At 68.9% G+C, this 14,129-nt stretch carries 14 protein-coding genes; 4 read left to right on the forward strand and 10 right to left on the reverse strand.

Annotated features, from left to right (window positions below):
- Nucleotides 1-146: 146 nt before the first annotated feature.
- Together groL and BLT45_RS15070 are read right to left on the reverse strand one after the other, a co-directional pair.
- The gene (gene groL, locus BLT45_RS15065; protein ID WP_055939743.1) at nucleotides 147-1,787 is read right to left on the reverse strand and encodes a chaperonin GroEL; all 1,641 of its coding nucleotides are present in this window, start codon (nucleotides 1,785-1,787) and stop codon (nucleotides 147-149) included.
- A 104-nt stretch (nucleotides 1,788-1,891) separates the two neighbouring features.
- Nucleotides 1,892-2,185, reverse strand: coding sequence for a co-chaperone GroES (locus BLT45_RS15070; RefSeq protein WP_093301702.1), 294 nt, complete (start codon nucleotides 2,183-2,185; stop codon nucleotides 1,892-1,894).
- Nucleotides 2,186-2,388: 203 nt separating this feature from the next.
- Between BLT45_RS15070 and cutA the strand changes: the two genes are divergently transcribed.
- Genes cutA through BLT45_RS15085 form a run of 3 tightly spaced genes read left to right on the forward strand, consistent with a single transcriptional unit; the run spans nucleotide 2,389 to nucleotide 5,607 of the window.
- Nucleotides 2,389-2,721, forward strand: a complete 333-nt coding sequence (gene cutA / locus BLT45_RS15075; protein WP_093301705.1) for a divalent-cation tolerance protein CutA — start codon at nucleotides 2,389-2,391, stop codon at nucleotides 2,719-2,721.
- 4 nt (nucleotides 2,722-2,725) lie between these two features.
- Nucleotides 2,726-5,017, forward strand: a complete 2,292-nt coding sequence (locus tag BLT45_RS15080; RefSeq protein ID WP_093301707.1) for a protein-disulfide reductase DsbD family protein — start codon at nucleotides 2,726-2,728, stop codon at nucleotides 5,015-5,017.
- Nucleotides 5,014-5,607, forward strand: coding sequence for a TlpA family protein disulfide reductase (locus BLT45_RS15085; RefSeq protein WP_093301710.1), 594 nt, complete (start codon nucleotides 5,014-5,016; stop codon nucleotides 5,605-5,607). Before BLT45_RS15080 ends, BLT45_RS15085 begins: the two co-directional genes overlap by 4 nt.
- 24 nt (nucleotides 5,608-5,631) lie before the next feature.
- On the opposite strand, the gene BLT45_RS15090 is transcribed toward BLT45_RS15085, so the two are convergent.
- Nucleotides 5,632-5,889, reverse strand: a complete 258-nt coding sequence (locus BLT45_RS15090) for a KGG domain-containing protein (RefSeq protein WP_093302188.1) — start codon at nucleotides 5,887-5,889, stop codon at nucleotides 5,632-5,634.
- Between the two features lie 320 nt (nucleotides 5,890-6,209).
- Between BLT45_RS15090 and BLT45_RS15100 the strand changes: the two genes are divergently transcribed.
- Complete coding sequence (locus tag BLT45_RS15100) at nucleotides 6,210-6,569, forward strand: hypothetical protein (protein WP_093301716.1); 360 nt, start codon at nucleotides 6,210-6,212, stop codon at nucleotides 6,567-6,569.
- 17 nt (nucleotides 6,570-6,586) lie between these two features.
- On the opposite strand, the gene BLT45_RS15105 is transcribed toward BLT45_RS15100, so the two are convergent.
- The 7 genes from BLT45_RS15105 to BLT45_RS15135 form a co-directional block, all read right to left on the reverse strand.
- The gene (locus BLT45_RS15105; protein ID WP_254771898.1) at nucleotides 6,587-7,693 is read right to left on the reverse strand and encodes a polysaccharide biosynthesis/export family protein; all 1,107 of its coding nucleotides are present in this window, start codon (nucleotides 7,691-7,693) and stop codon (nucleotides 6,587-6,589) included.
- Between the two features lie 119 nt (nucleotides 7,694-7,812).
- On the reverse strand, nucleotides 7,813-8,574 hold the full coding sequence (locus tag BLT45_RS15110; protein ID WP_093301718.1) for a YdcF family protein: 762 nt from the start codon (nucleotides 8,572-8,574) through the stop codon (nucleotides 7,813-7,815).
- A gap of 9 nt (nucleotides 8,575-8,583) precedes the next feature.
- Nucleotides 8,584-9,642 carry an EpsG family protein gene (locus BLT45_RS15115; RefSeq protein WP_093301720.1) on the reverse strand — a complete coding sequence of 353 codons (1,059 nt, stop codon included), beginning with the start codon at nucleotides 9,640-9,642 and terminating at the stop codon, nucleotides 8,584-8,586.
- A gap of 4 nt (nucleotides 9,643-9,646) precedes the next feature.
- Complete coding sequence (locus BLT45_RS15120) at nucleotides 9,647-10,489, reverse strand: glycosyltransferase family 2 protein (protein WP_175455867.1); 843 nt, start codon at nucleotides 10,487-10,489, stop codon at nucleotides 9,647-9,649.
- Nucleotides 10,486-11,622, reverse strand: a complete 1,137-nt coding sequence (locus BLT45_RS15125) for a polysaccharide pyruvyl transferase family protein (protein ID WP_093301726.1) — start codon at nucleotides 11,620-11,622, stop codon at nucleotides 10,486-10,488. The genes BLT45_RS15120 and BLT45_RS15125 overlap by 4 nt, the downstream gene beginning before the upstream one ends.
- On the reverse strand, nucleotides 11,619-12,923 hold the full coding sequence (locus tag BLT45_RS15130) for an oligosaccharide flippase family protein (protein WP_093301729.1): 1,305 nt from the start codon (nucleotides 12,921-12,923) through the stop codon (nucleotides 11,619-11,621). The genes BLT45_RS15125 and BLT45_RS15130 overlap by 4 nt, the downstream gene beginning before the upstream one ends.
- Entirely contained in the window at nucleotides 12,920-14,074 is a 1,155-nt protein-coding gene (locus BLT45_RS15135; protein WP_093301732.1) for a glycosyltransferase family 4 protein, read from the reverse strand. The genes BLT45_RS15130 and BLT45_RS15135 overlap by 4 nt, the downstream gene beginning before the upstream one ends.
- Between the last annotated feature and the right edge of the window lie 55 nt (nucleotides 14,075-14,129).

Genomic DNA, 14,129 nt, shown 5'->3' on the forward strand with positions numbered 1-14,129 from the left:
TACGGAGCGGGTCCGGCGGAAAGGTGTCCCGCGCGCGGCTTTGCGGGAACGCTTGTTGCGGTGTCGCGATGCGCATATCGCGGAAAACGAAAGGCCCCGCATCGCTGCGGGGCCTTTCCTGGAACGGTGAAGCCGGACGCGGGGACTTAGAAGTCCATGCCACCCATGCCGCCCATGCCACCGCCGGCCGGCATCGCCGGCTCGTCCTTCTTCGGAGCCTCGGCCACCATCGCTTCGGTGGTGATCATCAGGCCCGCGATCGAGGCGGCGTTCTGCAGCGCGGAGCGCGTGACCTTGGTCGGGTCCAGGATACCGAACTCGATCATGTCGCCGAACTCGCCGTTGGCGGCGTTGTAGCCGAAGTTGCCCGAACCGTCCTTGACGCGGTTGACGATCACCGACGGCTCTTCGCCGGCGTTGGTGACGATCTCGCGCAGCGGGGCTTCCATCGCGCGCAGGGCGATCTGGATGCCATGGTTCTGGTCTTCGTTGGCGCCCTTCAGGGTGCCGATGGTCTGCAGCGCGCGGATCAGCGCGACGCCGCCGCCCGGGACCACGCCTTCTTCCACCGCTGCACGCGTGGCGTGCAGGGCGTCTTCGACGCGGGCCTTCTTTTCCTTCATTTCGATTTCGGTCGAGGCACCGACCTTGATCACGGCCACGCCGCCGGCCAGCTTGGCCACGCGTTCCTGCAGCTTCTCGCGGTCGTAGTCCGAAGAGGTCTCTTCGATCTGCGCCTTGATCTGCTTGATGCGCGACTGGATGCGCTCGGCATCGCCGGCGCCGTCGATGATGGTGGTGTTCTCCTTCGAGATCACGACCTTCTTCGCACGACCCAGGTCGTTGATAGTGGCCTTCTCGAGCTGCAGGCCGACTTCCTCGGAGATCACCGTGCCGTTGGTCAGCGTGGCGATGTCTTCCAGGATGGCCTTGCGGCGGTCACCGAAGCCCGGCGCCTTGACGGCGGCGACCTTGACGATGCCGCGGATGGTGTTGACCACCAGCGTGGCGAGGGCTTCGCCTTCCACTTCTTCGGCCACGATCAGCAGCGGCTTGCCGGCCTTGGCGACGCCTTCCAGCACCGGCAGCAGTTCGCGGACGTTGGAGACCTTCTTGTCGTGGATCAGGATGAAGGGGTCGTCGAATTCGACCTGCTGCGACTGCTGGTTGTTGATGAAGTACGGCGACAGGTAGCCGCGGTCGAACTGCATGCCCTCGACGACGTCGAGTTCGTTCTCCAGGCCCGAGCCTTCTTCAACCGTGATCACGCCTTCCTTGCCGACCTTCTTCATGGCCTCGGCGATGATGTCGCCGATGTTGCTGTCGGAGTTGGCCGAGATGGTGCCGACCTGGGCGATCGCCTTGTCGTCGGCGGTCGGCTTGGAGAGCTTCTTCAGCTCTTCGACGGCGGCCTTCACGGCCTGGTCGATGCCGCGCTTCAGGTCCATCGGGTTCATGCCGGCGGCGACGGCCTTGGAGCCTTCGCGGATGAACGCCTGCGCCAGCACGGTGGCGGTGGTGGTGCCGTCACCGGCGTTGTCGGAGGTCTTGGAAGCGACTTCCTTGACCATCTGCGCGCCCATGTTCTCGAACTTGTCGGCCAGTTCGATTTCCTTGGCGACGGAGACGCCGTCCTTGGTGATCGTCGGGGCGCCGAAGCTCTTCTCGAGCACGACGTTGCGGCCCTTCGGGCCGAGGGTGGCCTTGACGGCATTGGCGAGGATGTTCACGCCGCGCACCATGCGCGTACGGGCGTCTTCACCGAAACGGATATCTTTGGCTGCCATGTGCAACTCCAGGAATATTGAGAGTGGTTCGTGAGACGGGCGCGGGGCCCGCATCAAAGAGGATTGCGGTGACGTGGGCGGCGGCGCAGGGCCGCCGCGCGCGATCAGCCGAGGATCGCGAGGACGTCGTCTTCCTTGATGATCTTGTACTCGATGCCGTCCTGCTTGTAGGCGGAACCGGAGTACTGGCCGTAGATGACCTTGTCGCCGACCTTGACCTTCGGGGCGCGCACGCCGCCGGTGGCTTCGACGAACTTGCCTTCGCCGACGGCGATGACTTCACCCTTGGTGGGCTTTTCCTTGGCAGCGTCGGGAATGATGATGCCGCCGAGCGAGGTTTCTTCGGCTTCGATCGGCTTGACCACCAGGCGGTCGTACAGCGGCTTGATGTTGCTCATGTCAACCCTCTTAAGTGATTGATTGGACTGGGAAAGGGGCGGAGATGTTAGCACTCGACTCAGGGGAGTGCCAACGCCACGGGTACAAAAACCCGGCCAGGCCGGGATGCAGGGGATATGGGGGGCGCCGAACGGCGTTCAAGGGCGGGTGCGCATCTTTGTCGCAGGGGCCGGCCGGGCGGGTCTGCAATAATCGGCGGCCCATGCCTGTCTTCCTGATCCTGTCGACCTGCCCGGACGCCGATACCGCCCAGCGGCTGGCGCGGACCCTGGTCGAGGAGCGCCTGGCGGCGTGCGTCAGCCTGCTGCCTGGCGTGGTCTCGACCTACCGCTGGCAGGACCGGGTGGAACAGGCCACGGAGGTCCAGCTGCTGGCCAAGACCTCCACCGACCGGCGCGAGGCCCTGATGGCCCGGCTGGCCGAACTGCATCCGTATGAACTGCCGGAGATCCTGGCGGTCGAAACCGCCGCCGGCCTGCCCGCCTACCTGGACTGGGTCGCCGCGGAAACCCGTGCCGACGCCCGACCCGAGTGACCCGATGACGCCGATCCGTACCCTGTTCGCCCGCCTGCTGCTGCCCCTGGCCGTGCTGGTGGCGCCCGCCGCCTCCGCCGCGATCACCCAGGACGACCTGCTGCCGGTGGACGATGCCTTCGTGCTGACGGTCAGCGCGCCGACGCGCGACCGCATCGAGGTGCGCTGGAAGATCACCGAGGGCTACTACCTGTACCGGCACCGGACCGGCGTGGACGCCGACCCCGGCTTCGCCGCGCAGCCCCTGCAGTTGCCTAAGGGCAAGGCCTACCGCGACGAATTCTTCGGCGATGTCGAGACCTACCGCGGCGAACTGGTCGCCACCCTACCCGGCCGACCCGCGCCCGGCACCGACAGCGTCAGTCTGAAGATCAAGTACCAGGGCTGCGCGGATGCCGGCATCTGCTATCCGCCACAGACACGCACGCTGAAGGTCGCGCTGCCGCCTGCCGAGGCCGACGCTGAGGCCTTCGTGCCGCTGGGCGCGGGTGCGGCCGGTGGCAGCCTGCTGGGACAGAAGACGCAGACCGGTGTGGAGGCGTTGCCGCTGCCGGCCGAGCAGGCGTTCGCGTTCGAAGCGATCGCCTTCGACGGCGACCGGTTGCTGCTGCGCTTCACCCCGGCGCGCGGCTACTACGTCTACCGCGACCGCACCTCGATGGCGCTGGAAGGCGCGCAGGGCGTCTCGCTGCAGGCGCCGCGCTGGCCGAAGGGCAAGGCGCACCGCGATGAGCATTTCGGCGACGTCACCGTGTACTTCGATCAGGCCGAGGTGCCGGTGCCGTTGAAGCGCGATCGCGCCAACGCACTCAACGCGACGCTGCGGGTGACGTTCCAGGGCTGCCAGACCGACGGCATCTGCTATCCGCCGATGACGCGCCGGGTGAAGCTCGCGATTCCCGCCGGCACGGTGACGCCGGCGGATGCGGTCGTGAGCGAAGCGCCCGCCGTCGTGGCACCCGTGGCCACGCCTGTCGATGCGCCCGCAGAGACGACGACGGCCGGGAAGATGGCCGACACGGCCACCGATGTCGAGCGCACGCGTCCGCCCAAGAACGTGATTGCCAACGTCAAAGGCTACGGGTCCATCTCGCTGCTGACCGCCTTCGCGTTCGCGCTGCTCGGCGGCTTGGTGCTCAACCTGATGCCGTGCGTGCTGCCGATCCTCTCGCTCAAGGCCTTGTCGCTGGCCGAGAGCGGTCGCAGCGGCAACGACGCGCGCCGTCGCGCGCTCTGGTACACGGCCGGCGTGCTGGCCAGTTTCGTCGCGGTGGGCGCGCTCGCGATCGCGTTGCGCTACGCGGGCCAGGCACTGGGCTGGGGCTTCCAGTTGCAGCAGCCCTGGGTCGTCGGCGTGCTGGCCTACGTGATGTTCGCCGTGGGCATGAGCCTGTCGGGCGTGTTCACGGTGGGCCATCGCCTCGCGGGTGCAGGCCACGGACTGGCGACGCGCAGCGGTCCGGCCGGCGACTTCTTCACCGGCGTGTTGGCGGTGGTGGTGGCCAGCCCGTGCACCGCACCGTTCATGGGCGTGGCGCTTGCGTATGCCTTCACCGCGCCGGGCGTGCTGGGCTTGCTGGTGTTCGCGATGCTCGGCCTCGGCCTGGCGCTGCCGTTCCTGCTGATCGGTTTCGTGCCGGCGCTGGCCAACCGTCTGCCGCGGCCGGGCCCGTGGATGGAGACGCTCAAGCAGGTGCTCGCGTTCCCGATGTACCTCACGGCGGCCTGGCTGCTGTGGGTGCTGGGCAACCAGCGCGGCGTCGACGCGGTCGGCCTCGCATTGGTGGGGCTGGTGGTGCTCGCGCTAGGCCTGTGGTGGTGGCAGCGCCTGCGGCTGCGTACCGCGCCGCTGCAACGCGTGCTGGCCGGATTGCTGGTGGCGGCATCGGTGCTGCCCCTGGTGGTCGCGCACCGCATGCCGAAAGCATCGTCGATCGCGACACGCGGCGAGGATCATGTGGCCTATTCCGCCGAAGCCCTGGGCACCTTGCGCGCCGAAGGCCGCATCGTCTTCGTCGACATGACGGCCGACTGGTGCGTCACCTGCAAGGCCAACGAGAAGACGGTGCTCAACACGCCCGCGTTCCGCGAGCTCCTCACGACCCACGACGCCGTGATGATGACGGGCGACTGGACGAACGTGGACCCGGCGATCACGGCCTTCCTCGAAGAACACGGCGCCGTCGGCGTGCCGCTGTACGTGATGTATCCGCGTGGCGGCGGTGCCGGCGAAGTACTGCCGACGGTGCTCACGCAGGACGGCATGCGCCAGGCTTTCGAGCGCGCCGCACGATGAAGGCGACGACCTCGCGCGTGCTGCTGGTGGCGCTCGCCGCCGGCGGCCTCGGCCTGCTGGCCAGCCTGTGGTTCAACGGCAATCCTTTCTGGCGCACGCAGGTGGGCGAACGCGCCCTGCATGCGGCCACGAACGCCACGGCGCCCGCACCACCGGCCGGCGTCACCCCCGCGCGCATCGGCGATCCGATGCCGGCGATCGCGCTGCCCGGACTGGACGGCGCCGTGGTCGACCTGCGCACGCGCTACGCCGGCAAGCGACTGCTGATCAACGTGTGGGCGAGCTGGTGCGGGCCGTGCATCGAAGAGATGCCGGAGCTCGACCGTTTCGCCGCGACGCAGGGCGAAGACGGCGTGCAGGTGATCGGCCTCGCGCTCGACACGCCCGAAGGCGTGCGCGGTTTCACCGCGCAGGTGCCGGTGCGCTACCCGATCGTGCTGGATACGCCCGGCCCGTCCGACGCGAGTGTGTGGCTGGGCAATGCGAAAGGCGTGCTGCCATACACCGTGCTGGTGGATGCCGACGGCCGCATCGCGCGGCAGAAGGTCGGACCTTTCACCCACGGCGAGATCAGCGGCTGGGTCGACTGACCCGGCCGGCGCGCGGCGCGCCGTTCACTCTTCCTCGCCGTCGCGGGATGCCTGCCGTTCGCTGGGCCGCACGCGTCCGCCTTTCGCGCCGATGCGCGCCATGTGCGCGCGATCCTGGCTGACTTTCGCTCCTCCCTTCTTGCCCGCTTCGCGCGCATCGTCGCTGTCGAACTGATGCGCTCGACCGCGCTTCTGCGCCGCGCGACCGCCCTTGCTGGCGATCTCCTTGCGTTGCTCCGGGGTGAGCAGCGCGAAGCCCCACTTGCGCTTCTTCTCATTCATCGGCGTCTTCCCCGCAAGCGGACGCAACCGCGCCACACGCAGCATGCGATGCGATGAGCGCGTGAACGCCATTCATGCACATGACTCGATGTGATGCAGTGCACGCATGCCCACATCACTGGCTTGTGGCTGAAGCGGACTCAACAGAAATCGTCGTGACGCCTTCGTACTCTTTATGATCGGGACACACCAACAAGAACATCCGCGTTTCTCCGCGAAGAACCACGTTGCGTCCGTCGATGACGGACCTGGTCGCGTCCTGCGACCCACTCTCCCCCCGTGCAAGCGAGAAGGCTGTCCCCATGACCAAGGCTGTCCCCATGAAACTTCCCGACGATTTCCAGTGGGTGGAAGCAACGCCCGACGACGACTGGAGCGGTGCGCGACTGGATCTCGCCGGGCATCCCGTGCTCGAAGTGGCCGCGTGCCGTGGCGGCTGGCTGGTGGTCGTCCTGATGGACGACCCCCGACAACCGCAGGCCAATGTCGCCGTGCGTTCGATCCCCGCGGGCATGCGCTGGTCGGCGCGCTGGGCGCTCGCACGCACCGATCGCCTGCGGGTGCTGGCGTCGCGTCGCAACGCGCTGCGCGCCGCAGGCGGAGAAGTGGCGCCTCCCGGACTAGTGCGGGCGCCTCGCGCGCAGCCCTATGCGCGCGAGGAGGAAACGCTGGATGCGTGATCCGCATCGGCCCACGATCAGTTGCCGCGGTCGAAGTTGTATTGCGCCGAGGCCGCATTGCTGATGATGCCGGACAACGGCAGCAGCTGGGTCAGGAAGCGGTTCCAGCGCGTCACCCCGGCAGGTCCCACCCACACCACATCACCCGGCCGCAGCGAAAAGCGGTCCGCCAGCGTGAAGGCCACCGGTGATGTGGCGTCCAGGTGGTACACCGTCGCCTGGTCGGCCGCATTGTCTTCCATGCCGCGGATCACGTAGACCGCGCCGCCCTTGGCCGTCACCGGATTCAGTCCGCCGGTGCGGCCGAGGGCCTGAGTCAGGCTCATGTCGGTGGTCTTGAACGTCAACGCCTGGGGACGCAGCACCTCGCCGATCACATACACCTGCTTGCGATCGTTGAACGGCATGTACAGCCGGTCTCCCGGCTTCAGGTACACGTCGGCGGCGACGGTGCCGCGATTCAACGCATCGAGATCGAGCGGATAGTCGGTGCCGTCGCGCGTCAGCACGAAGCCGGAGAGATCCGCCTCTGCCACGTTGATGCGCGCACGGCCCACGGCCTGCGACAACGTCAGCGGCACAGTGGTGAATTCCTGCGGCGCCGTGTCCTCGAACGCGCCCTGCAGGCTGACCTTCGCGCCGTGGCCGACCACGTTGACGTCCACCTGGGGCGACTTGAGGTATTGGCTCAGGCGGCTTGCCAGCGTGCTGCGCACCTGCTCGATCGTCTGGTCGGTGACATTGAGCTTGCCGGCGTAAGGAAAGAAGAAGCTGCCGTCCGGCTGCACCAGGCGCCCGTTGGTGGTCGCCTGCTGCTGGTTGCCCGCCGGCGTCGTCAGCTCGGGGTGATCCCATACGGTGACGATCAGGGTGTCGCCCGGCTGGATGCGGTACGCCTCCGGGCGGTACTGCGCCAGCGCGGGCGGCAACGCGACGGCGGTGCGCGGTGCGGCAACCAGCGATTGCGTGATCGGCACCATGCGCACGTCGCTCTGCGCATCGCCGTCGCCGCTGGGTACGCTGGCGTCGCGCATCATGCGCTGGCCGGGCCCGAGCGAACAGCCGGAGAGCGCGACGAGGATCGCCGTGGCGAGCAGGACTTGGACGGGACGTTGGATGTTCACTACCGGGCACCTCGCTGTTTCGGATGGCGGCGACGCATGCGCGGCATGTCGTCGCGGTCGTTGTCCGGATCGTGGCAACGGTGGCGTGAAGAGAACGGCGGAAGCAGCACAACCGCGGATTAATGCGCGTGCGCACCGATCCATGCGGCCGTCAGCGCAGCGAATTCCTTGAATGCGCGCCCGCTGCGCCACAGTGCACGTCGCGAAGGCAGCCAGCGTTCACGCACGCCGACGGCGCGCCGCCCTTCCGGCACCGGCACCGGCGTCACCTCGGCGCCGGCCTGCGTGAAGAGCAACGCGGCGCGCGGCATGTGCAGCGCGGAGGTCACGAGGAGCACATGGCGCCCGCCCCGTTCGGTCGCGAGCGCGGTGCTGAAGCGCGCGTTGTCGCGCGTGTCGTGGCTGCGTTCCTCGAGCATCAGGGCAGCCGGCGGCACGCCGAGGCGCTGGATCGCGGCGGCCATCCTGCGCGCTTCGGTGGTGTTGCCGACACCGCCTCCGCTCAGGATCACCGTCGGTGCCTTGCCCGCGTGCCAGGCGCGCGCACCCGCCGCGAGGCGACTGCTGCGCAGCCGCGCCGGATCCACGTCCTCGCGGTCCAGCCACGCATAGTTGCTGCCGCCGCCCAGCACGACGATCGCATCGGCCGACGGCAGCGCGGCGGCCTCCTGCACGGCATAGCGGTGCTCGAGCGCGCCCCGCAACGTTTCCGAAGCGAGCGGAATCGACCACAGCGCAGACCACGCGAACGCCGCGCCCGCGATGCCGCCGGCGATCCAGTGCCGTCGCAGCAGCCACGCCAGCGCCGCGACGCCAAGCAGGCACAACGAGAACGCGGGCGGATAGCTCAACGACACCACCAGTTCGGCCAGGGTCTTCATCGCGCGGCCTCAGATGACGATGCCGCGACTGACATAGAAGAACAGCACGCCACAAGCGGCCGCCAGACCGGCGCCGAGCAGCAGCGGTTGCCGCAATGGCGCGAGCCGGCTGTAGCAGCAGGCGGCGGCCAGGATGAGCGAGATGGCCAGCCAGCCCGGCAGCAGGTAGCGGTTGGAGAAGTAGCCCCACCCGATCACGAAGAACGGCAACACCATGACGAGGTAAGCCGACGCGCACGCCTGCAAGGGCTTGCGCGCCGCCGGCTGCACCCATGGCGACACCGCGAGCACGAGCAGGTACCAGAAGATCGTGAACACCGCGAAGTCGATGCGTACGCCGGCGCGATAGTTGTCGTTGGCCGTGTACTCCATGACCGTGGTGTACAGCGTCGGCGACACCATGCCCACCACCTTCATCGACAGGCCGCTGACGTAGGCAAGGAACGCCAGCGCCGCCAGCACGCGCAACGGATTCGGCTTCAACAGCAGCGCCGGCGCACAGATCAGATACAACAGGGAAGACACGTGCAGACTGGCCGCCACTGCGCCCAGCAGCACGAAGCTCCACCATCGGCGCTGCTGGAAGCACAGCAGGGCAGCGAACACGAGCGGCGCCGCCAGGCCCTGGCGGATGGCGTTGATCGACGCGTTGACGAACATCGGCGAGATGAACAGCAGCAGCAACGACGCGCACAACAGCGTCGGATACGCCTGCGTCGGCGGAAACACGCGATGATTGATCCGCACGGCGATGGCGACGCCGAGCAGCAGCAATGCGAACAGCGCCGCCTGGTATCCCGGCACGCCCAGGCCCAGCAGGCGCAAGCCGTAGCTCAGGTAGGCGAAACCGGGCTCCAGGCGGGTCTCCGGCACGCCCTGGTCCAGGCTCTCGAAGAAGCCCGCGTACGTCTCCGTGTCGGAGCCGATGTCCAGCGGGCGGCTGCCCACCAGCCAGCAACCGAACAGCGCCACGGCCAGCAGCCACACGACGCCGAGCCAACGCTCCGCATTCGCCTGCGGGCTATGGGCCGAGCGCAGGTAGGGCAACTCGATGCCGGGACTCGTCATGCGGTCACCGTGTCGCGGCCGGCCGCATCATCAGCAACATGCGCCGGCGTCCGCGCCGCACCAGGCCCACGCTGCGCGCGAACCAGTGCTCGCCACGCGTGACCAGACCGGCGGCCAACAGTTCGCGCCGCACCTCCTTGCCGGCACGATGCATCGCATCGAGGTCGCCACTGAGTCCGGCCGCGCCGAACGTGGGCTTGTGCCAGTAGGCGAGCACCTGGTTGAGCTTGACGCAGCGATAGCCGGAGAAGCCGATCTGCGCCCACAGCAGGAAGTCTTCCACCCGGCGGAACCGCTCGTTGAAACGGAACGGCAGGTCGCGGCGCAGGATGACCGAGGCGGTGGGGAACGGATTGTTGAGCAGCAGACGACGACGCCCGATCACGTGGGTACGCACGGCGCCGCGCACGGGCTCGGGCGTGGCGCCACGCGGCGCCACCTTCATGCGGTGCGCGATCAGGGCAATGCGCGGATCGCGTTCGAGTTCGGCCATCTGCCACGCGAGCTTGTCCGGTGCCCACGTATCGTCGGCGTCGAGGAAGGCGATGTACGGCTGCACCGCCTGCTGCCAGCCGAGGTTGCGCGCACGCGACGGCCCGCCATTGGGCGATGCCGCGACCACCTTGACCCATCCTGTCGGGTACGCACCGGCGACGCGATGCAGCGCATCGAGGGTATCGTCGCCGCTGGCATCGTCCACCAGCAGCACTTCCGCCGGAGGCCGGGTCTGCGCCGCGATCGACGCCACCGCGTCGCCGATCGTGTCGCCGCAGCGGTAGCACGGCACCACGACGCTGACGGGTGCCGGTGCGCCGGGAAGGGAAGGAGATGGGATGTCGTCGTTCATGCCTGGGCCCATGGTGCGCATTGGAAGATGTCGGGCGCCCGCTGTGCGTAAGCGGCGCGTGAAACGCGCGGTTGCCGTTCGCCTGCGAGCAAGGCAGGCAACGCTTCGCTGAATGGATTCTCCGCCTCCGCCGCGGTGACACGCAGCAAGGGATGCAAGCCGATGTCGTCGGCGAAATCGCGGCACTTCGGGTGGTAGTCGATGATCATGAACGGCACCTCCTGCAGGTAGGCGACGATGGCGCCATGCAGACGCGCGCTCACCACCACGTCGCACGCGGCCAGCGCATCGACGGTCCGCAACGGGTCCTGGCTCGCGTATGCGCGCCACGTGGCCGCCACGCCTTCGGTGCGCAGCCGCTCCACCAGCGATTGCGCCAAGGCGCTGTCGCCGTGGTGCGGATGCTCGTTGAGACTGAACACGTCGACGCAGACATCGCGCGTCCGGCGCAGGTCCGCCAGCGTGGCGATCAGGTGCTCCTCCCAGCGCCGCCGCGACGGGGCGGCGTACTCGCCGTCTTCGCGATAACGGCACGGCGCCACGCCGACACGCACGGGCGCATTCGGCATCTTCACCGGGGCGGCGGTGCGCGGGCCCAGCGCCGGCAGCAAGGCCGCCAGGTCGCATCCCGCGTGAGTGATCGCCTCCAGGCCCATCGCCTGGGCGAGGCGGTGCGAGCGCGCGTCGCGTACGGACAGGTAGCGGAACCGCTGCAGGAAGGCGGCGACCAAATCCTCGTCGCGCGCATCGTCGAAGGGCCCGATCGAAACGCCCACGGCCGCGAGCTGCACACCGCGCTCCACGGCGGACAGCATCATCGGCTTGCGGAACGATTCGCGCGCGGTGATCACCGAACCGCCGCCCATCACCAGCACGTCGCAGTCATGGATGCCACGGGCGAAGCTGAGCCACCGGCTCGCCTTGCCGACGACGCCGGTGCCGCCGTACCAGCGCGTCGGATAGCGACGCGGCACGGTGCTGCGCGCGGGCGCCGCGGCCAACGGCGGCCCGACGACGCGCGGAGCCGCATGCCAATAGGCCTGGGCCGCGCGCGTGCACAGTACGCCGAACAGGTCGTCGCCGAAGTTGCGCATGCCGTAGTAGCCCGTGAAGGCCGTCCGCAACGCGGTCATGGCGCACCCCGCAGGGCCGCGGCGCGCCGCGCGCCGTGGTACATCGCCAGCAGCAACAGGGCTTCTGCGGCGAGCGTCGCGAACGCCGCACCCATCGCGCCGTGGGCGGGGATCAGCAGCAGGTTGAGCAAGGCCGCGGCCGTGGCGGCCGCGAGCATCGCGCCCACGCGGTAGGCCATCTGGCCTTCGGTCAGCAGCACGGCGCCCACTGCCGTGGACAGGAAGCGCACCGGTACGCACACCGCCAACAGCATCAGCAAGGGCTGCAGGCCCGCGTAGCGTTCGCCGAACACGCGGACCGCTTCGCCCGACAGCGCCGCCAGCACGACGCCGACCAGCAGGCCGCTCGCCAGCATGCCGATGCAGCCCAGCCGGTACACCTGTCGGAAGCGCGCACGGTCATGCACCGCCCACCGGTGCAGGCGCGCGAGCAGGAACTTCTGGTACACCGTGGTCGGGAACAGATAGATCGCCGTCATCACCGCCAGCGCGATGCCGAACACGCCAGCCTCCGCGTCGCCGCGCAGGTACTTCAGCAGCACCGTGCCGATCTGGAAGAACACCGGGTACAGCACGGCGGCGACACCGTAAGGCCATGCCTGCCGGAACAGCATGCGGGCGTCGGGTCGCACGATGTCGCGGGCCAACAGGGGATCGCGCGGGCCGTGGCCCTTGAGCGTCCAATCGCCGCTGCGCATCGCCCGCCATTGCGGCACTGCCAGCATGAGCACCACGACCGCCAGCACGGCATGGCCCCAGGCTACGGCATGGATCGACATCGAGAGGCCCGCGACCGCCAGCAGGGCGATCGCCAGTCGGCCTGCCGGCATCAGCAGCTGCCACCCTGCCAGCGCCGCGTGCCGCTCTTCCAGGCGCAGCTTGCTGCCGATCTGTTCCACCGCCAGCAGGCCGAGGATGAAGGGGGCCAGCGCCAGCAGCATGGAACGCGTGGCGGCATCGACCGGGGGCCCGGCCAGCGCCCACGCCACGACCCCGCCGACGGCCAGCACGCTGGTGAGGACGAGGAAGCGCGACGATGCCGGCTGCCACCGCTCGGCCGCCCATCCCTCCGCGCCATGCGCCTTCAGCCGGAACTGGGACAGGCCGAATCCGGCCAGCGGTGCGACCAGGCTGACCGTCGCCAGCGACGAAGCGAACAGGCCGTAGTGCGCCGGCCCGAAATGGCGCGCCAGCACCACCTGGGTGAGGAACACCATCGCTGCGCCTGCCGCCGTCGCCAGCGACAGCACGGACAACGCGGCGAGCGCGGGACGCCAGGGCACGGGCAAGGCCTGGCTCATGCCGCCGCCGCGAGCGGCTGCGGCAGCAGCTCGTCGTAGACCTCGCAGGTCCGGCGGATGACCGTGCGCTCGTCGAAGTCGGCGAGCGCCTTCTCCCGTGCCCGTACGCCCAGCGCGTGAAGCAGCACGCGATCATCGTCGAGCCGCGCCAGTACCCGGGCCAGCGAGTCGGCGCTGCGCGGCACCACGTGCAAGCCGTCGTGGCCATCCCGGGTCACCACCTCCCTGCAACCGGGCAGGTCGGTGGTGACGAGCGCGATGTTGCAGGCCGCGGCTTCGATGAGGCTCTTCGGCACCCCTTCGCGGTAGTAGCTGGGCAACGCCATCACGTCGACGTCGCGCAGCAGCGCAGGCATGTCGTCCACGTGGCCCAGCCATGTCAGCAGACCCTGCGACTGCCAGCCCTCGACCTCGCCGCGCGTGACCGAACTCGGGTTCCCCTCGTCGGGCATGCCCGCCAGCAGGAAACGGACGTCGCGACCCTCGGCGCGCAACTGCGCGGAGGCGTCCGCATACTCGCGCACACCCTTTTCCTTCAGCAGGCGGGCGGCCAGCAGCACGCGCAACGCGCCATCGCCGCGCGGTTGCCGGCCGTCGGCGTTGAAGCGCGCGATGTCCACGCCGGAACTGCGGATCAGGCGGATGTGCTGGGGCGGCGCCAGGCGCAGCGCATGGAAGGCCTCTGCGTCGTCCGGATTCTGCAGGATCACCCGCGAGCGCTCGCTGCCGAGCGCGGCGCGCATCAGCGCCGAGACCAGCGGGCGCAACACGCGGGCCTTCATGCGGTCGCTGGCGAATACGTAGCCCAGGCCGGTCACCGCATTGACATACGCCGGAACGTTCGCCGCGCGCGCCGCCAGCGCGCCGTACACGGCGCACTTCAAGGTGAAGCTGTGCAGGAGGTCCGGGCGCTCCTCGCGCAGCAGCGCGACCAGGTTCGCCAGCGTGCCCGCCTCACGCAGCGGATTGAGACTGGCACGCTGCATGCGCAGCGGCACCCAGCGCACGCCGTGCGCGGCGAAGCGAGGACCGAACTCGCCCGGAGGGGAGACCATCACCACATCCACGCCGCGCGCCTGCAACGCACGCGCCGTCGACAGCCGGAAGTTGTAGAGGTACCAGTCGGTGTTGGCGAACAGGATGAACTTCAAGGCGGGCTCCGCGCGAATCGATACCCGCGATTCTAGGAAACGACCCCGCGGAATC

Origin of the sequence: Pseudoxanthomonas sp. CF385, from assembly GCF_900104255.1 — a bacterium.
Taxonomy (GTDB): domain Bacteria; phylum Pseudomonadota; class Gammaproteobacteria; order Xanthomonadales; family Xanthomonadaceae; genus Pseudoxanthomonas_A.